General features: G+C 63.0%; 18 protein-coding genes. 15 read left to right on the top strand and 3 right to left on the bottom strand.

What is annotated here, in order from left to right; translation table 11 throughout:
• Window positions 1-2: 2 nt before the first annotated feature.
• From thiL to K5Q02_RS08465, 4 genes are read left to right on the top strand one after another with little or no spacing between them, the layout of a single operon-like run.
• Window positions 3-968, top strand: a complete 966-nt coding sequence (gene thiL / locus K5Q02_RS08450; RefSeq protein WP_225839622.1) for a thiamine-phosphate kinase — start codon at window positions 3-5, stop codon at window positions 966-968.
• Window positions 961-1,494 carry a phosphatidylglycerophosphatase A family protein gene (locus K5Q02_RS08455; protein ID WP_225838237.1) on the top strand — a complete coding sequence of 178 codons (534 nt, stop codon included), beginning with the start codon at window positions 961-963 and terminating at the stop codon, window positions 1,492-1,494. The genes thiL and K5Q02_RS08455 overlap by 8 nt, the downstream gene beginning before the upstream one ends.
• Before the next feature lie 13 nt (window positions 1,495-1,507).
• Window positions 1,508-2,233 (top strand): ABC transporter substrate-binding protein, encoded by a 726-nt coding sequence (locus tag K5Q02_RS08460; protein WP_225838238.1) that lies wholly within the window; start codon window positions 1,508-1,510, stop codon window positions 2,231-2,233.
• Window positions 2,234-2,248: 15 nt separating this feature from the next.
• A complete protein-coding gene (locus K5Q02_RS08465) occupies window positions 2,249-2,893 on the top strand; it encodes a retropepsin-like aspartic protease family protein (RefSeq protein WP_225838240.1) in 645 nt (214 codons plus the stop codon).
• Between the two features lie 45 nt (window positions 2,894-2,938).
• Here K5Q02_RS08465 and K5Q02_RS08470 read toward each other — a convergent pair whose 3' ends face one another.
• Window positions 2,939-4,213, bottom strand: coding sequence for a cation:proton antiporter (locus tag K5Q02_RS08470; protein ID WP_225838241.1), 1,275 nt, complete (start codon window positions 4,211-4,213; stop codon window positions 2,939-2,941).
• Between the two features lie 306 nt (window positions 4,214-4,519).
• Here K5Q02_RS08470 and K5Q02_RS08475 point away from each other — a divergent pair, with 306 nt between their 5' ends.
• Genes K5Q02_RS08475 through K5Q02_RS08490 form a run of 4 tightly spaced genes read left to right on the top strand, consistent with a single transcriptional unit; the run spans window position 4,520 to window position 7,961 of the window.
• On the top strand, window positions 4,520-5,233 hold the full coding sequence (locus tag K5Q02_RS08475; RefSeq protein WP_225838243.1) for an ABC transporter permease: 714 nt from the start codon (window positions 4,520-4,522) through the stop codon (window positions 5,231-5,233).
• Between the two features lie 11 nt (window positions 5,234-5,244).
• The gene (locus K5Q02_RS08480; protein WP_225838245.1) at window positions 5,245-6,135 is read left to right on the top strand and encodes a glycine betaine ABC transporter substrate-binding protein; all 891 of its coding nucleotides are present in this window, start codon (window positions 5,245-5,247) and stop codon (window positions 6,133-6,135) included.
• 1 nt (window position 6,136) lies between these two features.
• The gene (locus K5Q02_RS08485; protein ID WP_042553276.1) at window positions 6,137-6,796 is read left to right on the top strand and encodes an ABC transporter permease; all 660 of its coding nucleotides are present in this window, start codon (window positions 6,137-6,139) and stop codon (window positions 6,794-6,796) included.
• Between the two features lie 10 nt (window positions 6,797-6,806).
• Window positions 6,807-7,961 carry an ABC transporter ATP-binding protein gene (locus tag K5Q02_RS08490; RefSeq protein ID WP_225838247.1) on the top strand — a complete coding sequence of 385 codons (1,155 nt, stop codon included), beginning with the start codon at window positions 6,807-6,809 and terminating at the stop codon, window positions 7,959-7,961.
• Between the two features lie 528 nt (window positions 7,962-8,489).
• Here the strand turns inward: K5Q02_RS08490 and K5Q02_RS08495 are convergent.
• Window positions 8,490-11,852 (bottom strand): autotransporter outer membrane beta-barrel domain-containing protein, encoded by a 3,363-nt coding sequence (locus tag K5Q02_RS08495; RefSeq protein WP_225838249.1) that lies wholly within the window; start codon window positions 11,850-11,852, stop codon window positions 8,490-8,492.
• A 510-nt stretch (window positions 11,853-12,362) separates the two neighbouring features.
• Here K5Q02_RS08495 and K5Q02_RS08500 point away from each other — a divergent pair.
• From K5Q02_RS08500 to K5Q02_RS08525, 6 genes are all read left to right on the top strand, one after another.
• The gene (locus K5Q02_RS08500; protein ID WP_225838251.1) at window positions 12,363-13,061 is read left to right on the top strand and encodes a response regulator transcription factor; all 699 of its coding nucleotides are present in this window, start codon (window positions 12,363-12,365) and stop codon (window positions 13,059-13,061) included.
• Window positions 13,058-14,398, top strand: a complete 1,341-nt coding sequence (locus K5Q02_RS08505; RefSeq protein ID WP_225838253.1) for a sensor histidine kinase — start codon at window positions 13,058-13,060, stop codon at window positions 14,396-14,398. The genes K5Q02_RS08500 and K5Q02_RS08505 overlap by 4 nt, the downstream gene beginning before the upstream one ends.
• Window positions 14,399-14,488: 90 nt before the next feature.
• The gene (locus K5Q02_RS08510) at window positions 14,489-16,444 is read left to right on the top strand and encodes a TonB-dependent receptor domain-containing protein (RefSeq protein WP_225838255.1); all 1,956 of its coding nucleotides are present in this window, start codon (window positions 14,489-14,491) and stop codon (window positions 16,442-16,444) included.
• The gene (locus K5Q02_RS08515) at window positions 16,444-17,574 is read left to right on the top strand and encodes an ABC transporter substrate-binding protein (protein ID WP_225838257.1); all 1,131 of its coding nucleotides are present in this window, start codon (window positions 16,444-16,446) and stop codon (window positions 17,572-17,574) included. The genes K5Q02_RS08510 and K5Q02_RS08515 overlap by 1 nt, the downstream gene beginning before the upstream one ends.
• Window positions 17,571-18,620, top strand: a complete 1,050-nt coding sequence (locus K5Q02_RS08520) for a FecCD family ABC transporter permease (protein WP_225838259.1) — start codon at window positions 17,571-17,573, stop codon at window positions 18,618-18,620. The genes K5Q02_RS08515 and K5Q02_RS08520 overlap by 4 nt, the downstream gene beginning before the upstream one ends.
• Window positions 18,617-19,435: an ABC transporter ATP-binding protein gene (locus K5Q02_RS08525; RefSeq protein ID WP_225838261.1), complete on the top strand. Its 819-nt coding sequence runs from the start codon at window positions 18,617-18,619 to the stop codon at window positions 19,433-19,435. The genes K5Q02_RS08520 and K5Q02_RS08525 overlap by 4 nt, the downstream gene beginning before the upstream one ends.
• Here the strand turns inward: K5Q02_RS08525 and K5Q02_RS08530 are convergent.
• Window positions 19,411-19,770, bottom strand: a complete 360-nt coding sequence (locus K5Q02_RS08530) for a cupin domain-containing protein (protein WP_225838262.1) — start codon at window positions 19,768-19,770, stop codon at window positions 19,411-19,413. The two genes, K5Q02_RS08525 and K5Q02_RS08530, sit on opposite strands and share 25 nt — an antisense overlap.
• A gap of 273 nt (window positions 19,771-20,043) precedes the next feature.
• Here K5Q02_RS08530 and K5Q02_RS08535 point away from each other — a divergent pair, with 273 nt between their 5' ends.
• Entirely contained in the window at window positions 20,044-21,537 is a 1,494-nt protein-coding gene (locus tag K5Q02_RS08535; RefSeq protein ID WP_225838264.1) for an aldehyde dehydrogenase, read from the top strand.
• The last annotated feature ends 64 nt before the right edge of the window (window positions 21,538-21,601 follow it).

Raw genomic sequence — 21,601 nt, forward strand, 5'->3', positions numbered from 1 at the left:
TGTTGGGCGAGTTCGAGCTGATCCGTCATTACTTCGCTGCTGCCGCCTGCGCGCGGGCGGCCGATGGTGTGGTGCTGGGGATTGGCGACGACTGCGCCCTGCTGGAAGTGCCCGCCGGTGAACAACTGGCGGTGTCCACCGACACCCTGGTCGCTGGCGTGCATTTTCCTGCTGATGCTGCTGGGCGCTTACTGGGCCAGCGCGCGTTGGCCGTCTCCGCCAGTGACCTGGCCGCCATGGGCGCGACGCCTCTAGCCTTTACCCTGGCGCTGACCCTTCCTGATGTTTCCCCTGACTGGCTGGCCGACTTCACGGCCGGGCTGGAAAGCATGGCGAGCCAGTGCGGCATGTGCTTGGTCGGTGGCGATACCACGCGCGGGCCCTTGAGCCTGACCCTGACGGTATTCGGCCGTGTGCCCAAAGGCCAGGCGCTGACCCGCGCCGGTGCGCGCGCTGGCGACCTGCTGTGTGTTGGCGGCCCGCTTGGCGATGCGGCGGGGGCTTTGCCCTTTGTGCTGGGCGAGCGTGAAGAGCAGGAGGGCAGCGCGCAGTTGCTGGCGCACTACTGGTCGCCGCTGCCGCAATTGGCGCTCGGCCAGGCCTTGCGAGGTCTGGCCACGGCGGCGCTGGATATCTCTGACGGCCTGCTCGCCGACTGCGGGCATATCGCCAGAGCATCCAGTGTGGCGTTGCTCGTCGAGCAGCAGCGCGTGCCGTTGTCCACCGCTCTGCGTGCCTGCGCGGGCGACGAAACTGCACGCCAGCTGGCGCTTGGTGGTGGCGATGACTACGTGCTTGCCTTTACTCTGCCTGCCGAGAGGCTGGACGGGCTGCGCGCCATGGGGCAGCCTGTACACGTGATCGGTCGGGTCGAGGCCGGGCAGGGCGTACATGTGCAGGACGCCGAAGGCCGAGCCATCCAGCCGCTGAAAAGCGGCTACCAACATTTCGGATCGCAACGTGACTGATCATCCCAAACAAGTCCCCGCCGAATTCGTGCCGCCCTCAGTGTGGCGCAACCCTTGGCATTTCCTCGCCTTTGGCTTCGGCTCAGGTACTCTGCCGAAAGCGCCTGGCACCTGGGGCTCGATGGTCGCGGTGCCGTTCATCCCGCTGTGGCAGATGTTGCCGGACTGGGGGTACTGGTTGATGCTGGGCGTCACCATGCTGTTCGGTGTCTGGCTGTGCGGCAAGGTGGCCGAAGATCTGCGTGTACACGACCACGAGGGCATCGTCTGGGACGAAATGGTCGGTATGTGGATCACCCTGTGGCTGGTGCCGGAAGGCTGGGGCTGGGTGTTGGTGGGCTTTCTGATGTTCCGCTTTTTCGACATCCTCAAACCGTGGCCCATTCGCTGGATTGACCGGCACGTTCACGGCGGCTTCGGCATCATGCTTGATGATGTGTTGGCGGGTGTTTTCGCCTGGCTGGCCATGCAGTTGCTGGTGTGGGGCTGGGGCAACGGCCTTGCGACCAGCCTGGGTTTCGCCTAACCCTGGAGGTGCGATGATTCACGGTTTCTGGCTGGCTTTACTGTTGTCGTTGAGCGTCTGCGCCCAGGCGAGCAGCGAGGTGCCCGCGAACATCCGCATGGCCAGCGATGTTTGGGTGGATCGCATCAATGCTGACGGCACGGGCCTGTCCTGGGACATCCTGCGCCTGGTATTCGAGCCCGCAGGGGTCAAGCTGGACATGCAGATCGTGCCCTACACCCGTTCAGTCGGCCTTGTGCAGCGTGGTGAGGCGGATGCCTGGGTGGCGTCCTACCAGAACGAGGTCAGCGGCGGTGTGGTGTACCCGACTTGGCACTACGACTCGGATTTGATCAGCGCCCTGAGCCTGGCCAGCAAGCCCCTGCCGGATCAGAAAGCGCTCTCCGCTTCGCGTCTGGTGTGGATGCGCGGTTACGAGTACCAGCGCTACATTCCTGGCCTCAAACACTACAACGAACTGCTGCGCCGTGGCGGCATCTTGCCGATGCTTGCCTACGATCATGCCGACTACTACATCGATGCCCAGCCCGAGGTTCAGGAGGTGCTTGCGGGTGCTTCCGACCCGTCGAAGTACCGGGTCACCGACCTGATTCGTTTGCCGCTGTACATCGGCTTTGCCGATACCCAGCGCGGCCGCGCACTGGCGAAGCTGTATGACCAGCGTATGGCCGAACTCGTTGAGCACGACGCGTTGCGTCCGGTCTTCGAGCGCTGGGGCCAACACTACCCCTTCGATTAGGCGAGAGAGGCAGGGATGCGTCGATTGATCTGTGGCATGGCCGGCCTGCTGGCTGCTCAGTTGACTCTGGCTGCACCGCAGGTGCAGGTCGTCGGCCTGTTCCCGGGGGCTGCAGTCATTTCTGTCGATGGCCAGCGCAAGTTGGTGCGTGTGGGCCAGAGTGGGCCGGGGGGCGTGCAGGTGGTAAGCGCCGACAGCCGCAGCGCCGTGTTGCGAGTCGACGGCGTGGAGCGCAGCTACAGCCTGAGCCGTGAATACAACACCGACGGTTTCGTCGAGCCGCAGAAACAGACCCTGAGCATCGCCCGCAGCAATGGTGGTCATTACTGGGCTGAGGGCGCGATCAATGGCCGCTCGCAGCAGTTTCTGGTCGATACCGGCGCTACTTCTGTCGCCCTCAATGAAACCCAGGCCCGTCGTCTTGGCATCGACTACCGCACGCGCGGGCAGCCGATTCAGGTCAATACCGCCAGTGGTACTGCCCGCGGATGGCGCATCACGCTCGACAAGGTGAGTGTCGGCGCGCTGCAGGTGCTGGGCGTTGAAGCCGTGGTGCTGGAAGGCGCATCGCCGAAGGAGGCGCTGCTTGGTATGAGCTATCTCAACCGGGTTGGCTGGCGCGTGGAAAATAACCTGCTGGTGTTGGAGTCACGTCTTTAGATGTGAAGAGCTGGCGACACGCATGTCGCCAGTTTGCTTACGCGGCTAGTGATGATCGTCCGTAGCGGCTTTCGGCATGTCGCGGTACAGCCGGCTGACCAACGGCCCGATGGACAATCCCTGCAGCAGGATCGAGGTGAGCACGACGATATAGGTCAGGCTCAGTAGCAGGTCACGTTCCTCACCCAGTGGCAGCGACAGTGCCAGGGCTACCGATACGCCACCCCGCAAGCCGCCCCAGGTGAGGATGCGGATCGCCCCGTGGGACACCTGGCGGCGCCCGCCAGCGCTGCGGCGCATGAACAGAATGGCTGGAGCAACGGTCAGCAGACGCGCCACCAGTACCGCGCCGCCAAGCACGAAGGCTGCGATGATGTGCAGCCACGAGAACGGCAGGAGCAGCAGCTCCAGACCGATCAGGGCGAACAGCAGTGCATTGAGAATTTCGTCGATCAACTCCCAGAAACCGTCCACGTAGCGGCGCGATTCGTCCGACATCGCATGCTTGCGGCCCATGTTGCCGATGATCAGGCCGGCCACCACCATGGCGATCGGCCCGGACACGTGCAGCCGTGCAGCCAGTGCCGCGCCGCCGAATACCAGCGCCAGGGTGAGCATCACTTCGACCTGGTACTGGTCGATGCTGCGCAGCATCAGCAGCACGCCATAGCCCAGCGCCGCGCCGAACAGCAGCCCGCCCACGGCCTCATGGATGAACAGCCAGCTCACCGTCCCCAGCGTCGGCGTACTGCCCAGTTGCAGGATGCCGAGCAGGATGGTGAACACCACCACTGCGGTGCCGTCATTGAACAACGACTCGCCGACGATGGTGGTCGCCAGCGGCTTTGGTGCGCCCGACGACTTGAGAATGCCCATCACCGCAATCGGGTCGGTAGGCGAGATCAATGCGCCGAACAGCAGGCAGTAGATGAAATCCACGTGCCAGCCGAACAGGGCAAAGATGTAGAACGCCAGTGTGCCGATCACGCTGGTGGCGATCAGTACGCCGACGGTAGCCAGTAAGCCGATGGGCCACTTGTAGCTGCGCAGGTCGCTCAAGTCCACGTGCAGGGCACCGGCGAACAGCAGGGCCGGCAGGAACCAGGTCATGAGAATGTCGGAGAAATCGATGCGGCGAATGATTTCCTGGGCTTCCAGCTCGATCAGCGGGTAGCCGAGCTGGCTCAGGCCCTGGGCGATCAGCGAAAAGATCAGCGCGGTGGCCATCACGCCAATGGTCGGCGGCAGGCGGATGAAGCGGTAGTTGACGTAGGTGAGCAGGGTAGTGAGGACGATGAAGGCGGCTACGAGGTCGAGCACAAGGTCTCCTTTGAGAGCTGGGTTTCGCCATCCCGGCGAGTACCACGGAGGGCCGATGATACCTGGCTTGTAACTGGATGTGTGGCGCTGGTGGGCGTTCGCACATGGCAGAACGATGGCAAAAGGGTTGAACCGCAGCAGCGTATGAGCGGTCGAGTACACATGGGCCGGGAGGCTGTGAGGCACATCTGCAGAGGCATGCAGAGAGTCTGACGAGTTGTTTTTCCTTCCGGTGTTTGACGGCTGACGCGCAACGCGTCCGGCCAGCTCGACGGGCTGATGCCCGTTGCTGATTGGAGTCGAAACATGCTGAAAAGCTTGGGCAAGGTGCTGCTGGGCGCTGTGGCGCTGGTTGCGGTACTGGCCTTGCTGATCCACTGGATCACCCCCGCAGTGCTCGCTTCGCACCGCGAAGACCTCATCTTCTACCTGCAGGCGCATCTGTATCTGGTGTTCCTGTCGATGTTCGCAGCGCTGGCGGTGGGAATCCCCGCGGGCATCCTGCTCAGTCGACCGGGGCGCGAGCACAGTGCCGAGCGCATCATGCAGGTGTTCAACGTGGGCAACACCGTGCCGCCGCTGGCGGTGCTGGCGATTGCCCTGTCCATCGTCGGTATCGGCAATGGCCCGGCGGTGCTCGCACTGTTTCTCGCCTCATTGCTGCCCATCGTGCGTAACACCTATGAAGGTTTGCGCAACGTGCCGGGTTCGCTGAAGGAGGCGGCCACCGGTATCGGCATGACACCCGGCCAGGTGCTCTGGCAGGTCGAATTGCCCAACGCCGTACCGATCATCGTTGGCGGCGTGCGCGTCGCGCTGGCGCTGAACGTTGGCACTGCACCGCTGGTTTTTCTGATCGGCGCCAACAGCCTCGGCAGTCTGATCTTTCCGGCTATTGCCCTGGAAGATCAGCCATTGCTGATTCTGGGCGCGGCAGCCACTGCCCTGCTGGCGCTGCTGCTCGACGGCCTGGTGGCCGCGGTCAGCCGTTTCTGGTTCGAGCGAGGCCTGGCCCGCTAATGGAGACCTTGATGAAGTCATTTGTTCTTGGCCTCGGCATGCTACTGGCCGCTACCAGCCAGGCGGCGGAAATTCGCATCGGCGCCAAGGTATTTACCGAGCAGGCGATCCTCTCGGAACTCACCGCGCAGTACCTGCAGCCCCACGGCTATCAGTCGCGCATCGTCGGCAATCTGGGCAGCACCATTGCCTGGAATGCCATGAAGAACGGCCAACTGGATCTGACCTGGGAATACACCGGTACCTCGCTGGTGGCCTACAACAAGGTGACCGAGCGCCTCGACAAGGAAGCTGCCTACGCACGGGTCAAGGAGCTGGATGCCAAGACCGGTGCAATCTGGCTGACGCCGACCCGCTTCAACAACACCTATGCCCTGGCACTGCCGGAGAAGGTCGCCGAGGAGCACCCCGATATCAAAAACATCAGCGACCTGGCCGAAGCCACGCAGCAATCGGGTGACGGCAATCGCCTGCTGGCACTGGATATCGAATTCGCCAACCGCTCCGACGGCCTCGATGGGCTGGTCAAGGAGTATGGCCTGACCTTCACCCGTAACGAGATCCGCCAGATGGATCCTGGCCTGGTCTACACCGCGCTGCGCAACGGTCAGGTGTTCGTCGGCCTGGTGTACACCACCGATGGCCGTCTGGACTCCTTTGGCCTGCGCCTGCTTGAGGACGACAAGGGCTACTTCCCTGACTACACCGCAGCCCCTGTGGTGAATGCCGACTACCTGAAGGAGCACCCTGATCTGGAGGCCCTGCTCAAACCCCTGGCCGAGCGCCTGGACGACGCCACCATGCGTCGCCTCAACGCCCGCGTCGATGTCGACCGCGAGACACCCGCTGCGGTGGCCGCCGATTTCCTTCGTGAACAGAAACTGATCGAGGGGGATCGTTGATATGGATTTCATGACCGCTTTTCAGCATATCGACTGGGCACAAGTCGTCAGCCTGACCGGTGAGCACATCGCCCTGGTGGGCATCGCCGTTGGCCTGGCGATCGTCATTGGTGTGCCGCTGGGCATTCTGATGACCCGCTTCCCGTGGATTGCCGGGCCGCTGCAGGGCGCCGCTACCGTGGTGCTGACGCTGCCGGCCATCGCGCTGTTCGGGCTACTGTTGCCGTTCTACTCGCAGTTCGGCCAGGGCCTCGGGCCGCTGCCGGCCGTCACCGCCGTGTTCCTCTATTCACTGCTGCCGATCCTGCGCAACACCTACCTGGCGTTGAGCAGCGTCGAGCCGGGCATTCGCGAGGCGGGTAAAGGCATCGGCATGAGTTTCTGGCAGCGCCTGCGCATGGTCGAGCTGCCCATCGCCGTGCCGGTCATTCTGGCTGGCGTGCGCACCGCCGTGGTGATGAACATCGGTGTGATGACCATCGCCGCCACCATTGGCGCTGGCGGCCTTGGCGTGCTGATTCTCACGGCCATCAGTCGCAGCGACATGGCCACCCTTCTCGTCGGCGCGGTGCTGGTGAGCCTGCTCGCCATCGTCGCCGACCTGTTTTTGCAGTGGCTGCAGAAAACGCTCACTCCCCGTGGCCTGAAAGCCGCCCACTGAGGATTCGGACATGATTCAACTCGATAAACTGACCAAGAAATTTCACCAGAAAGGCAAAGACGTCGTAGCCGTCAACGAAGTCAGCCTGACCGTCGACGAAGGGCAGATCTGCGTGTTTCTCGGCCCGTCCGGTTGTGGCAAGAGCACCACGCTGAAGATGATCAACCGGCTTATCGAACCGACCTCCGGGCGGGTGCTGATCAACGGCGAAGACACCACCGGCATCGACGAAGTGACCCTGCGTCGCAACATCGGTTATGTGATCCAGCAGATCGGTCTGTTCCCCAACATGACCATCGAGGAGAACATCACCGTGGTGCCCAAGTTGCTCGGTTGGGACAAGAAGCGTTGCCACGAGCGGGCGGTCGAGCTGATGAGCATGGTGCAACTGGAGCCCAAGCAATACCTGTCGCGCTATCCCCGTGAGCTGTCCGGTGGCCAGCAACAGCGTATCGGCGTGATCCGTGCCCTGGCAGCCGATGCACCGGTACTGCTGATGGACGAACCCTTCGGCGCGGTCGACCCGGTCAACCGCGACGCCATCCAGAACGAGTTCTTCCAGATGCAGCGGGCGCTCAACAAGACCGTGATCATGGTCAGCCACGACATCGACGAAGCCATCAAACTGGGCGACAAGATCGCCATCTTCAAGGATGGCAAGCTGCTCCAGTTCGATCACCCGGATACCCTGTTGGCGCATCCTGCAGACGACTTCGTCAGCGGTTTCGTCGGTCAGGACAGCACCCTCAAGCGCCTGCTGCTGATCCGTGCCGAAGACGCTGCCGACGATGCCCCGTCGGTGTTGCCGGAAACCGCAGTCGCCGACGCCGTGGAATTGATGGAAGAGCATGACCGCCGCCACCTGGTGGTGACCGATGCGCAGAAGAAGGCCCTCGGCTACATTCGCCGCCGTGACCTGCGCGGGCAGGGCGGCTCGGTACAGCCATTCCTGCAGCCGTTCAACGCCACCGCCTCCCACGACGAACACCTGCGCATCCTGCTGTCGCGCATGTACGAGTTCAACCGCTCCTGGCTACCGGTGCTCAGCGCCGACAACGACTTCCTTGGCGAAGTCACCCAGGAATCCATCGCCGATTACCTCAGCTCCGGGCGCTCGCGCGGCAAGAGCAGCATCGTCTCGCCGGCGGAGCAGGTGGCGGGTTAGGGCGGGCAGGATCTTCCCGCGATCCGCGCCCGCTCCCGGCTGGCGCGCGGCATTTCCCCCATCCATGTGGGGCACGCAGGGGTGAGAGCGGTTCTGCTGTTCTGCCTGTGACTGCTGGGTGGGCCTTTGTTGGCTGACGAGTCGAAGCATGCGCTGTGAATTACCGAGGCCTAGCGCCTGATTGAGCACGCATCCACGGTGGAGCTCTCGGAGCTGCTTGGCGCGTTGCGCATTGGCGATTGGCAACAGGTGGGCCTCCCTGATGTGAACATCCCGCGTGCGTGGAGGGCATACAGAGCACTTGGTATCGCCTGGAACTGGACAATGCGCTGGCCAGCGCGTCGCCACCGTTTCTGTATTTGCCGCGTTGGCAGGCGGTAGGTCAGGTGGCGTTGTATGGCGATGGCTAACTGCTCTGGCGCCTCCGTGGCGATCCGGTATGGATTGGATTCAATCGGCCAGTTCTGGTGGCTTCCGCTAACACCACCCTGAGCTCCCTGATAAGCGTTGTGCTTGTTTGGTCGCTGTTCAGAATCCGATGGATACACCCAGGCGGAGGCTATTGTCCGTAACGCTTTCGCCGACGCGCCCACTGTAGTCCAGTGTTACGTTCACTTTTGCGGTCAGTTGCGCGCTGAGACCGAGCCTAGCTGTGGCACTGTTGCGCTCTGTGGGCGTACCGCGTACGCGAAAGATTTCGCCGCTGGCAAGGCCGTGGCGGCTATCGGCAGAAGCGTCGCGGAGCGCGCGTTGCCAGCCAAGGCTGCCTTGCAGGCTCACTGGGGTATTGCCCAGCCTGCCGAGCGGCAGGACACCATTAACGCCCAGCGTCGAGTAGCTTAGATCGTGTTTCTCGCGGCGAGCCTGCAGGGCGCTGTCGCCACCGCGTTCGCGGAAACCGTCCCGCTCGACCTGGGCATGGGCAAGGCCGATGAAGGGCTCTACCTGATAGTCTGCAAACTGCAGACGATAGCCCAGCTCGGCGAAAGCCTGTGTGGTATTGGCAGCGTAGCTAACGTGGGTTTGCTCGCTGAATGTCCCCGCCTTGACCTTGCGTCGTGTGCTGACGTCATGCCAGGAGCGTGCCGCGCCCGTTCGCAGCTTGATGGCATTCCATTCAGCGCTGGCATAGACGGCCAGGGAGCGTGAGTCGATGTCTGCCGACGCGTCGCGGCCGTCCTTGATGTCAGTTTTACCCAGGCCAACGGCTGCGCCGACTTGCCAGTTATCGCCGAGGGCCAGGTCGCCACCGAGCAGTGTTCCGTTGCTATCGCGATTCAGGTTGCTGGCATTGCCGTCGTCTTCATTCTGTGCCTGTCCACCATAGCCTTGTAGCCATAGGTTCACGCCGTCTCCGCTGTTGAGCCGCCCGCTACCTGCCAGCAGATGCTGAGCGGCCAACAGGCGTGCATTGATGCCGTCGCGCAGGTAGCGACTATCGTCGAGCAGCGCGCTTTGCAGGCTGGCGTGCAATTCGCCGGACAGGCTGTCGAAGGCGAGCCGCGCACCATCCGGGTCGAGTACGCTGACCGCCCTGTAGACACGCTGCTCTACACCGGCCGACTCGACCGCATCGGCCGTGGCGCGCTGGTTGTAAGTATGGGCCACGCTGTCGAAGCGAACGTCGTTGCGCAGCAACGTCAGGTGCACCTCGTTGGCAAGGCTGTAGTCCAGGCTCGTGGTCAAGAAGGCTAGGTTGCTGCTCACCGCAGCGAAGGTTCCGTCGACCCGACCTGCGCTGATGATTGTGTAAGTGGTCGCCGCTGACCAATCGCCGAGATTGGCGAGCACTTGTAAGGTGGTTCCACCGAGGTCGACGGTCTGAGTACTGATCAGCCGATCCGAGGTGCCGCTGGGATCGACCTCAATTTCGAACGTCGACCCCGCGGCAAAACTCAGGTTGCCGTCCACGGTAAGGGTACCGATGGAGTTGCCGGGGGCCAAGGTCGAGCCATTGAGCATCTGCACGTCACCTATGATCCGTCCGTGCCCGCCGAGGCGGGTGTCAGCGGCGCTGATCAGCACACTGCTTAATGTAGCAACGCTGCCGGCCGAACCGCCGACGATCAGGCTGCCTGATTCGATCAGCGTGCCACTGCCTGCGCTGCTGTTGGTTTCGATGATCAACTTGCCGGTACCGGTCTTGCGCAGGGCGCCGCTGCCGGACAGTCTGTTGTTCAGTATGCCGTCGAATTGCTGGTCGATGATCAGGGTGGCGTCATTGACGATGGCGCCGCTACCAAAGCTGCCTATGTCGCCAGTCAAGCTGCCGCTGACGATTCGGGTACCACCCTGATAGCTGTTGCCATTGCCAAGGGTGAGATTGCTGCTCCCCGTTTGCACTACCTGGCCAGTACCCGAGATGGTGTCCAGGTAAATGATGTCATCACTGCGATCAAAGTTAAGGGTGGCGTTGTTGAGGATAGTGCCGCTGATACTGCCGGTTGTACCGCTGTTACCGATCTGCAGGGTGCCTGCACTGATTTGGGTACCGCCGGTATGCTGATTGTCGCCAGTGATAATCAGCGTGCCGCTGCCTGCCTGATTAACGCGCCCGGTGCCGGTGATGTTGCCTGCATAGGTGAGGGTGTCGCTGCGATTGAAGCTTAGGGCCGCGTTGTTGCTGATATTGCCGGTGATACTGCCAGTAGTACCGCCATTGCCGATCTGCAGATTGCCTGTACTGATCTGAGTACCTCCGGTGTGGTTGTTAATGCCGGTGAGGATCAGTGTGCCCGTGCCGCTTTTGATCAGTTGCCCTGTGCCTGATTGGGTGCCGTTGAGTTGGGCGCTGTTCGAGTGGTTGAACACCAGTGTGGCGTGGTTGACCACATTTCCGTTTAGCGAACTACCGCTTCCTCCACTGCCTACCTGCAGAGTGCCTTGGGCAATGGTGGTCATACCTGTATAGGTATGGTTGCCGAGTAGTGTCAGGGTTCCGGCCCCCGCTTTGCTCAGATTGCCAGTACCGCTGATGGAGCCGCTATAGGTGCCGGCTTGAGACTGGTCGAACACCAGATGGGCAGTAGTGCTGAGGTTGCCATTGCCAAAACTGTTCGTCGAACCGATCAAGGTGCCGCCCAGCACGCTCCAGTTGCGGCTATTGTGGTTGGTACCGGTCAGTGTCCAGGTACTGCTTCCCGTCTTCTCGAATGATGTGAAATTGAGCAACTGCGTGCCGATGGAACCCAGGTCGAAGCTGGCCTGGCTAGTACCGCCCAGTACCAGCGCATTGCCGGTACCTGTAGACGCCACGTTGCCCTGGAACGAATACCCAGCGTGCAACTCAAGGCGATTGTTGTTACCCAGGAGTCTTACCGACTCCGCATAGCGTCCGTCGGTAGCGCTCAGGCCTCCGCTGATCAAACCAGTGACAATCAGTCTGTTGTCATTGCCCTGCAGGCGAACACCTGCGGCGCCCATGCCGCCTATACCGTTGCGGGTGCTGTCGGGTGCGCTACCGCCAGTACTGCCATTGCCGCCTCGTATCTGCCCCAGTACCTCCAGGGTATTGGCGTTGCCCTGTAGGTTCACACCGCTGCCGCCACCACCACCGCCTCCCCCACCGGAGGTCGGATCGTTATTGAGGCTATTGCCGCCATTACCACCGTTGCCGCCGGTGACCTGCGCCGCTGTTCCAATCTGGATATAGGTGCGGTTGCCGGTACCCTGAATGCCGGCACCACCACCACCACCACCGCCTGCAGCCAGGATTGCCTCTCCACCGTTGCCGCCGTTGCCTCCTTGCAGATGACTGGAAGGTGCCAGGTTGACTGACAGGCCATCACCGTTCAGAAAAACGCCTGCACCTCCGGCGCCACCTCCACCGGCACCGTATCCCGTCTGGGTATTCTGTCCTGCACTTCCGTTCTGCCCATTTGCGCTGTTCAACTGTGCAACGCTGCTATTCAACTGGCGGCCAGCATTGCCACCTGCCCCCCCATCGGCAACATGACCATGACCACCTATGGCGCCATTGCCTTCGCTGCCAGTCTGGCGTGTATCCCAGCTTCCCCAGTAACCCCCGCCACCGCTTTGGCCATCCCCCTGACCGCCGTTACCCGCAGTACTGTACCCATTGCCACCATTACCTCGTGCTTGAGAGGTCTCGACGAAAAACAACCCATGTAAAGCGGCAAGCATGCCGACCACGAGCTTTGTGTAGGGAAATGGGGTTGGAACCGGCACGACGAAGGCGCTCCTGTAAATCTACTGTTGCGCGCTAGGATTATGAGTAGTGGCATTTTGTCATCTTGCGGCTTTTGGACGCCAGTTTTTTAGGGGCTCTTCTAAAAACTGTCGGTTTATCCGACGGCTGACACCATCAGTTGATAGGCTTATCCTTCTTGATAATTATTATCTTTGACGTTCTGGCGCGTGGCGTGCCGAATTGGAGGGGGGATGTCGGCCAGCCTTGCACGCATTCTGATCATCGAGGACGACCGTACCTTGTGCGCACAGCTCGGTGAGCTGTTGCGCGGGCAAGGCTATGCCACTAGCTCAAGTCACTTGGGCGAAGCGGGGCTCGGCATGGCGATCAGCGATGCGCCGGATCTGGTGCTGCTGGACGTGCTGCTGCCGGATCTCAACGGCTTTTCCGTTCTGCGCCGCCTGCGTGAGCACCAGCAGACGCCTGTGATCATGCTGACTGCCTGTGGCGCCGAGGAAGAACGCATTCGTGGCCTGCGCCATGGTGCCGATGACTACCTGCCCAAACCGTTCAACATCACCGAGCTGCAACTGCGCATCGATGCCGTGTTGCGGCGTACCCGGGTGACCGACAGCGTGCGCCCGGCAGACGTGCAGCAACTGCAGGTCGACGAATTGCGCCTCGAGCGTCATGCCCAGCGGGTCACGGTCAACGAGCGCGAGGTCAGCCTCACGCCGATCCAGTTTCGTGTGCTCTGGCATCTGGTCAGCTACCGTGGTGAAGCGCTCAGCAAGCCCTACCTGTATCGCACGGTGCTGGAACGCGATTACAGCAGCTATGACCGTAGCCTGGACATGCACATCAGCCGCATACGCCGGTTGCTGGGAGAGGCGGGCCTGGCGACGGATCGCCTGCAGACCCTGCATGGCCGGGGTTACGTATTCCAATGAACCGGCGCCTGTTCTGGAAACTGTGCATCGTCATCGCCGTGGGCAGCGTCGGGCTGTTCTGGATCATCGCCCGGGTCGCCTGGCAGACCGAAGAGCGCATGAGCTTTATCGACGCCGAGCACCAGCGCACGTTGCGGCACTATGGCGAACAGGCCGAGTCGCTGTATCGCGGTGGCGATCACCAGGCGCTGGAGCGCTGGCTCAATACGTTGCAGCAGCAGGAGCAGACTTGGGCCGCTGTGGTGCAAGCCGAGGTGCGGCCGCTGGCCGGCGAGCTGTCGGAACGCTTTCAAGAAGGTTTCGGCCTGGGCCGCGATGTCAGCTGGAAGATCCACCTGTACTTCGCGGAAAACCCGATCATGGATATTCCCTTCAGTGATCGCAGTGCCAGTTTTCTGATCCAGTTGCCCCAACGCATGCGCCCCGGCCTGAACTGGCACTACGCCAAATTGTTGTTGCAACTGGTGGTGCCGCTGGTGCTGCTGCTGATCGTGTGCCTGGTGCTGTACCGCCACTTGATGCAGCCGCTACGGCGACTCGAACAGGCCACGCGGCAGTTCAGCGATGGCCGCTACGACGTGCGGGTGCGCTCGCTGCTCGGTTCGCGCAATGATGAGCTGGCCAGCCTGGCGGATACCTTCGACGCCATGGCCGAGCGCACCGGGCAACTGATCATCGACCAGCGCCAGCGCCTGGCGGACATGTCCCACGAACTGCGCACGCCGCTGACCCGCATCGAAATGGCGGTCAGCCTGGCCGAACAGGGCGCCGACAGCCGCGTGTTGCTCGAGCGCATCCGTGACGATTGCAACGGCATGCGCCAGTTGGTCGAGGATGCCCTGACCCTCAGCTGGCTGGAGAACGAGCGTCCGCAGTTGCGTGACGAAACCCTCGATCTCACCGAGTTGCTCGACAGCATTCTCGATGATGCCCGCTTCGAGTACCCGGATCGCCAACTGCTGGCGCATCTGCCGGGGCAGGCGGTGCTGGCTGGCAGCAGTCATCGCGCGCTGGGGCAGGCCATCGAGAACGTGGTGCGCAATGCCCTCGACCACACACCGCCAGGTGGAGTGGTCGAGGTCGACCTGCAGGCCGATGAGCAGGCCTGGCAGTTGCAGATCCGTGATCAGGGCCCGGGCGTTGACGAACAGTGGCTGGAGCGGATCTTCCAGCCGTTCTTCCGGGCGGGCAGCGAGCGTGCCGGTTACGGCCTCGGATTGGCGCTGGCGCAACGGCAGATTCGTGCCACGGGCGGCAGCATCCGGGCGAGCAATCGAGAGGGTGGCGGCCTGCAGATGACCATCTGCCTGCCGCAGCAGGCGAGCGGCCAGTCGTAACAGTTGTAAAAGTTGTACGTCCCCAGCGCTGTATTCGATAAGAATTTGCAAATACGAAATATTTGCATCTTTCTTGGGGAGGGATCATTCATGCACCGTTGTCCTTATCGACTGTCATTGCTGGGCGCCTTGGTCACCGGCGGTTTTCTGGGCAATGCCCAGGCGCAGAGCACTGCTTCGTCGCTGGAGCTGGCACCCAGTTCGGTGACGGCGGTGGCCAGCGAGCGCGCTGATACCGTCGAGGCCGAGCAGATCGAGCGCCTGCAGGCTAATGACCTGCAGGACGTGTTCGAGAGCAACCCGGAAGTCACCGTCGGTGGCGGCGCGGGGATCGCCCAGAAGCTCTACCTGCGCGGTTTCGAAGATACCCAACTGAACATCACCATCGACGGTGCCAGCCAGGCCGGGCAGACCTTCCACCACACCGGACGAATCGGCATCGAGCCTGAGCTGCTCAAGCGCGCCGAGGTGCAGGCCGGTACCGGCGACGCAACCGCTGGCCCGGGTGCGCTGGGTGGCTCCATCCGCTTTGTGACCAAAGACCCGGACGATCTGCTGCGCGAGGGCGAGTCCTTTGGCGCGTTGGTCAAGGGCGGTTACTTCAGCAACGGCGAAGGCTACAAGAGCAGTACCAGCCTGTACGGCCGCTTCAACGAGAACTGGTCGGCGCTGGCGGTGGCCAGTTATCAGGATCAGAACGATTACGAAGACGGCAACAACGACGACGTGCTGGGTACTGGCGCGCGGCAGAAGCTCGGCTTCACCAAGCTGGTGGGCAAGCTCAGCGAATCCCAGACCCTGCGTCTGAGCTATGAGCAGCGCACCGACGACGGCGAGCGCAGCCAGCGCCCGCAGTGGATTCCCAGCGGCTTCAACCGCCTGTATCCGATGCGCAGCGAGCGGGAGACCTGGACGCTCAACTACGCCTTCAAGCCGCTGGACAACGACCTCGTCGATGTCGAGCTGACCACCTTCCACAACGAAGTCGAGCTGCAGCAGGACGGGCGTTTCGGCCTGTACTTCGGCAGCACGCGCAGCAGCGGTTTCGACCTGCGCAACACCAGCCACTTGGGGCGTCACACGCTGACCTACGGCGTCGATTATCGCGACGACCGCGGCACCCTCGGCCCAGAGGGTAATCGTGAAGAGACCAGCGAAGATGGCAGCATCCTCGGCCTCTATGTGCAGGACAGCCTGCAACTGACCGAGCGCCTGCAGATCGGTGCCGGCCTGCGCTATGACCGTTACAAGCTCGATGATCGCGACGACCAGCGCTTCCGCGAAGACGGCGTCAGCCCAAACCTCAGCGCGCGCTATGCGTTGACTCCCGAGCTGACCCTGCTCGCCGGCCATACCCGTGCCCTGCGTGGCCCGCAGGTGCGCGATGCCTTCAAGATGGACTCCTCGCGCAATGACCCGAACACCAAGGCCGAGCGCGCTCGCACCAGCGAGGTCGGTTTCGAGTATCGGCTGGCCAGCTGGGAGCTGTCTGGCAAACTCTACGAGACGCGCATCAAGGACGCCGTCGCCGACCCCATCGGCGCGCCCAACGTCTACGGCAACATCGGTGACCTGAAGAGCGAAGGCGTGCTGCTGCAGACCGCCTACCACTGGCAGCGCGTGAGTGCCGGCCTGAGCTATCACCACAACAATGCCCGGCTCGATGGGCGCCGCCTGAACGTCTACGAACACAACGGCCAGGGCACCAGCCTTGGCGACACCTGGACGACCTTCGCCGATTACCGCGCCAACGAGAACCTCACGGTTGGCTGGCAGGGCCGTTTCGTGGAGAGCATCGACTCGTTGCACACCGGGGAGGGCACGGTGAGCAAACCGGGGTATGGCGTGCATGACCTGTACGCGGAGTGGTTGCCGTTGGCGGCCGACCGCCTGACCTTGACCCTGACCCTGAAGAACCTGTTCGACAAGCAGTACCTGGATCACGCCAGCAACGAAGACTTCACCCACATACCCGACTTCGAGGGCGTTCGTGGTTCCTACGAGCCCGGTCGCGAAGTGCGTCTCGGTGTGGCGCTGCGTATCTGATGGGTTGGTCGATCCGTGCGCCCGGTGTGATGCCGGGCGTTTTGCTCATCTTGCTGGCACTGCAGTCCACCTTGGCTAACGCCGGGCAGGTGCTCACCGATATCGCCGGGCGTCAGGTCGAGGTGCCCGCGCAGGTGCAGCGCATCGTTCTCGGCGAGGGGCGCCTGTTGCCGGTGCTGGGGATTCTCGAGGGCCAGCAGGTGCTCGACCGTCTGGTGGGTATGCCGGCTGACCTGGCGTTGATCGATCCCGGCACCGACCGGCAGTACCGCGAAGCCTTTCCGGCGTTGCAGCAGGTGCCGCGCATTGGCCAGGGCTCGGCCGATACCTTCAGCCTGGAACAGGTGCTGAGCCTGGCGCCGGATCTGGCGATCTTCAGCCTGTCCGGTCATGGCCCCGGCAGCCACCAGCAGCGTCTTACCGAGCAGTTGCAGCGTGCTGGCGTCGCGGTGTTGTTCGTCGATTTCCGCGAGCAGCCGCTGATCAATACCCCGCTGAGCATCCGCCTGCTGGGCAGGGCCCTGGGGCGCGAAGCGCGTGCAGAGGCATTCGTCGCTGCGCACGCCAGGGCACTTGCTGCGGTAAGCGATGCATTGCCAGGCCCGCCCGGCCCCCAGGTGTTCCTGCATAGCCGAGCCGGGCTGGGCGATGGTTGCTGCGAAAGCATGGCGCGCGGCATGCTCGCCGGCCTGCTGGAAGCTGCTGGTGGTCGTAGCCTGGCAACGGACTATCTGCCGGGGCATGCCGGTGTGTTGAGTCTCGAATTGCTGCTCAGCCAGCCGGTGGATCATTACGTGGCCAGCGCGGTGGGTTCGGCGAACAGCCTGGCCGAGGGCGCGCCCTACATTGCCCTGGGGCCTGGCGTGCAAGCCGAGCCGGCCCGTGAGTCGTTGCAGCGGTTGGTCAGCAAGGGCGGCATCCGCCACCTGGCGGCGATCCGCAATGGGCAGACCCATGCCATCTGGCACGGTTTCTACAACAGCCCCTTCAATGTGGTGGCGGTGCAGGTATTCGCCCGCTGGCTGTACCCCGACGTATTCGCCGACCTCGACCCTCAAGCCACGCTCGCGCAGTTGTACGCCGAGTTTCAACCGGTGCCGCTGCAAGGCACCTACTGGATCAGCCTGTGAGTGCGAGCGAACTGCGCCGCGGTTATCGGCGACTGGCCTGGCGCCGGGTGATCTGCCTGGGGATTCTGACCCTGCTGCTTGGCGCGTCCTTCATCAGCGACCTGGCCACCGGCCCGGCGGGCCTCGGCTGGTGGCAGGTGCTGCAGGGGTTGCTGCAGCCGGAAAGTCTGGCGCCTGCGCGGTGGGTGATCATTCACGAAGTGCGCGTGCCGTACGCGTTGATGGCCCTGGTAGTCGGTGCCAGCCTTGGGCTGGCCGGTGCGGAAATGCAGACTGCATTGAACAACTCCCTGGCCAGCCCTTTCACCCTGGGCGTTGGCGCTGCCGCGACACTGGGCGCATCGCTGGTCATCGTGTTCAACCCGTCGCTTGGCAGCCTGGGCCAGCAGGTGCTGTTGCCGCTGGCGGCGTTCGTTTGCGCCTTGCTTGCTTGCCTGCTGTTGCTGCTGATGGCGCGCCTGCTCGGCCCCGCGCTGCACACCCTGGTGCTGTTCGGGATCGCTCTGTTGTTCGGGCTCAACGCACTGGTCGGCATGTTGCAGTTCCTGGCCAGCGCCGACGCCCTGCAGCAGATCGTCTTCTGGACGCTCGGCAGCCTGGCGCGTGCCGATCTGCAGCGGGTCGCGCTGGTTGCCGGGGTGCTGTCGCTGTGCCTGTTGTGGGCCATGAGTCAGGCCTGGGCGATGACCACCTTGCGAGCAGGGGAGGAGCAGGCGCGCAGCCTCGGTATTCGTGTCGAGCGCCTGCGCGCGCTGGCGCTGTTACGGGTCAGCCTGCTGACCGGGGTGGCGACGGCGTTCGTTGGTGAAGTGGGCTTTGTCGGCCTGGTCGGCCCCCATGTAGCGCGCCTGCTGCTCGGGGAGGATCACCGCTTCTTCCTGCCCGGCAGCGCCCTTGCCGGCGCCTTGCTGCTGTCGCTGGCATCGCTGGCCAGCCGCGCCTTGCTGCCCGGCGTCATCTTGCCGGTCGGCCTGGTGACCGCAGTGGTCGGTGTGCCGCTGTTCGTGGCGTTGATCCTGGCCCGTGGGCGGAGTGTGAGTGGATGAGCCTGCTGATTCGTAACCTGCGTCTGGCTCACGGCAAACGGTTGGTGCTGGAGAACCTGAGCCTGGAGCCTATCGAACCCGGCGCCATGGTGGCGGTGCTGGGGCCGAACGGGGTGGGCAAGTCGACCCTGATCCGCGCCCTGGCGGGCATGCACAAGGCGACAGGAGAGGTGCTGTTGGGAGGCAAGGCGCTGCTCGGTATTGCGCCCTGGCGACAGAGCGCGCGCGTCGGCTATCTGCCGCAGCATCTGCCCCAGGCGACCTCGCTGCTGGCTTATGAACTGCTGCAGGGCGCTTGCCGGGCTCGCGGCGCAGCAGGGGATACGGACGCTCGCATTTCCGCCGTGCTGTCACGGCTGGGCATCGAGGCGCTGGCGTTGCGGCGCCTCAGTGAGCTGTCCGGCGGGCAGCGCCAGTTGGTTGGGCTGGCCCAGGTGCTGGTCAGCGAGCCACGTCTGTTATTGCTCGACGAGCCGACCAGCGCCCTGGATCTGCGCTGGCAGTTGCGGGTGTTGCAGGTGGTACGTGAACTCACTCAGGAGCAAGGCTGCATCGCCCTGGTCGCCTGCCATGACCTCAACCTGGCGCTGCGCCATTGTGATCGCCTGCTGTTGCTGGCGCCCGGCGGCCACTATCGGCTGGGCACGGCAGATCAAGTACTGGATCCCGACTGGCTACGACTCGCCTATGGCGTCGAGGCGCGTATCGAGCGTTGCACCGCCGGCTGGCCGCTGGTGCTGGCGGATCGAGCGGTAACCGTTCAAGGCTCCGCTTCAACCAGCGGCAGTAGTCAGGCCTGCTCGAAGATCACATAGACCTTGCGGCAATGCTCCAGCACTTCCCAGGTGCCGACGAAGCCGGCCGGGATCACGAAGCGGTCGCCGACGCGCACAGTCTTGGCATTGCCTTCGCCGTCGCGCAGCACGGAAACGCCCTGGAGGATTTCGCAGTATTCGTGCTCGGTGTAGCTCACCGTCCACTGGCCGACGTCGCCCTCCCAGACGCCCGCATTGAACTGGCCGCAAGGGCTGGCGTAATGGTTGCGTACCTGCTGCAGCGGGTCGCCCTTGAGGATTTTTTCAGGGGCTGGGCGGTACTCTTCGGCGCTGCTGCCGCCCTGGGCGAAATCGACAATCTGTTGGATATTCATATTCGCTTCCGTGGTCAATCCGAGAACGTGCAGCGATCATCCCATGCCCATCGACGGCCCGGGGCGGCGCGGCGTAACAGGCTGTTGAAAACCACCTGCGCTTTGCAACGGGCCGCTAACGATTGGCTCGAGTCTATGTTTAATAAATTGAACGTAACAAGGGGATTCCCCGACGAAGTGTCAAGAATATTGAAAATCCTGCGGGCGCTGGTTTAGTGTGGCTCGCAGTTTCCAAGGCGTTAGGCGCCTTTACCGACGAATGAGGATGACCGAATGACCCGTTTGACTCGTGCCGACTGGGAGCAGCGTGCCAAGGATCTGAAGATCGAGACCCGTGCCTTCGTGCAGGGTAAGTATCAGGCCGCCCAGAGTGGCGAAACCTTTGAGTGCATCAGCCCGGTCGACGGCCGGGTGCTGGGCCAGGTCGCCAGTTGCGATCTGGCTGACGCCGAACTGGCGGTCAAGTCGGCGCGTGCGGCGTTCGACTCGGGCGCCTGGTCGCGTCTCGCACCGGCCAAGCGCAAGCAGAAGATGATCCGCTTCTCCGAACTGCTGCTGGCCAATGCCGAGGAGCTGGCATTGCTGGAAACCCTCGACATGGGCAAGCCGATCAGCGACTCCTTGAACATCGACATTCCTGCTGCGGCCAGTGCCATCCGTTGGAGCGCCGAGGCCATCGACAAGGTCTACGACGAAGTCGCGCCGACGCCCCACGATCAGCTCGGTCTGGTCACCCGTGAACCGGTCGGCGTAGTGGCCGCCATCGTGCCGTGGAATTTCCCGCTGACGATGGCTTCCTGGAAGCTCGGCCCGGCGCTGGCTACCGGTAACTCGGTGATCCTCAAGCCGTCCGAGAAATCCCCGTTGACCGCCATTCGTGTTGCGGCTCTGGCTGTGGAAGCGGGTATTCCGGCTGGTGTGCTCAACGTGCTGCCCGGCCATGGCCACACCGTGGGCAAGGCCCTGGCCCTTCACATGGACGTCGATACCCTGGTGTTCACCGGCTCTACCAAGATCGCCAAGCAACTGATGATCTATGCCGGCGAATCGAACATGAAGCGCGTGTGGCTGGAGGCCGGCGGCAAGAGTCCGAACATCGTCTTCGCCGATGCACCGGATCTGCAGGCCGCGGCCGAATCCGCCGCCAGCGCCATCGCCTTCAATCAGGGCGAAGTGTGTACTGCAGGCTCGCGTCTGTTGGTGGAAAACTCCATCAAGGAGCGCTTCGTGCCCATGGTGGTCGAGGCCCTGAAGGGCTGGAAGGCTGGCAACCCACTCGATCCGGACACCAATGTCGGTGCGCTGGTCGACACCCAGCAGATGAACACCGTGCTCGGCTACATCGAGGCCGGCCACAAGGACGGCGCCAAGTTGGTGATCGGCGGCAAACGCACCCTGGAAGAGAGCGGCGGCACTTATGTCGAACCGACCATTTTCGACGGCGTGACCAATGCCATGACCATCGCCCGCGAGGAAATCTTCGGGCCGGTGCTTTCGGTGATCGGTTTCGAGAGTGCCGAGCAGGCCGTGCAGATCGCCAACGACACCGTTTACGGCCTGGCCGCGGCGGTGTGGACGGCGGATCTTTCCAAGGCGCATCTGACGGCTCGTGCGTTGCGCGCTGGCAGCGTGTGGGTCAACCAGTACGACGGTGGCGACATGACCGCACCGTTCGGTGGCTTCAAGCAGTCGGGCAACGGCCGTGACAAGTCGCTGCACGCCTTCGACAAGTACACCGAACTGAAAGCCACCTGGATCAAACTCTGATCCTCCACGGGTAAGCTCGCCAGCAGGCGGGCTAGATCGACTCGGCGGCCGGGCTCCATGGAGC

Origin of the sequence: Pseudomonas sp. MM211, assembly GCF_020386635.1 — a bacterium.
Lineage (GTDB): Bacteria > Pseudomonadota > Gammaproteobacteria > Pseudomonadales > Pseudomonadaceae > Aquipseudomonas.

What these genes read in the sequence shown, in the direction of transcription:
- K5Q02_RS08535 (WP_225838264.1), top strand. Translation starts at nt 20,044, where the DNA reads ATGACCCGTTTGACTCGTGCCGACTGGGAGCAGCGTGCCAAGGATCTG.
- K5Q02_RS08460 (WP_225838238.1), top strand. Translation starts at nt 1,508, where the DNA reads ATGATTCACGGTTTCTGGCTGGCTTTACTGTTGTCGTTGAGCGTCTGC.
- K5Q02_RS08510 (WP_225838255.1), top strand. Translation starts at nt 14,489, where the DNA reads ATGCACCGTTGTCCTTATCGACTGTCATTGCTGGGCGCCTTGGTCACC.
- K5Q02_RS08490 (WP_225838247.1), top strand. Translation starts at nt 6,807, where the DNA reads ATGATTCAACTCGATAAACTGACCAAGAAATTTCACCAGAAAGGCAAA.
- K5Q02_RS08505 (WP_225838253.1), top strand. Translation starts at nt 13,058, where the DNA reads ATGAACCGGCGCCTGTTCTGGAAACTGTGCATCGTCATCGCCGTGGGC.
- K5Q02_RS08515 (WP_225838257.1), top strand. Translation starts at nt 16,444, where the DNA reads ATGGGTTGGTCGATCCGTGCGCCCGGTGTGATGCCGGGCGTTTTGCTC.
- K5Q02_RS08530 (WP_225838262.1), bottom strand. Translation starts at nt 19,770, where the DNA reads ATGAATATCCAACAGATTGTCGATTTCGCCCAGGGCGGCAGCAGCGCC.
- K5Q02_RS08525 (WP_225838261.1), top strand. Translation starts at nt 18,617, where the DNA reads ATGAGCCTGCTGATTCGTAACCTGCGTCTGGCTCACGGCAAACGGTTG.
- K5Q02_RS08465 (WP_225838240.1), top strand. Translation starts at nt 2,249, where the DNA reads ATGCGTCGATTGATCTGTGGCATGGCCGGCCTGCTGGCTGCTCAGTTG.
- K5Q02_RS08485 (WP_042553276.1), top strand. Translation starts at nt 6,137, where the DNA reads ATGGATTTCATGACCGCTTTTCAGCATATCGACTGGGCACAAGTCGTC.
- K5Q02_RS08475 (WP_225838243.1), top strand. Translation starts at nt 4,520, where the DNA reads ATGCTGAAAAGCTTGGGCAAGGTGCTGCTGGGCGCTGTGGCGCTGGTT.
- K5Q02_RS08500 (WP_225838251.1), top strand. Translation starts at nt 12,363, where the DNA reads ATGTCGGCCAGCCTTGCACGCATTCTGATCATCGAGGACGACCGTACC.
- K5Q02_RS08480 (WP_225838245.1), top strand. Translation starts at nt 5,245, where the DNA reads ATGAAGTCATTTGTTCTTGGCCTCGGCATGCTACTGGCCGCTACCAGC.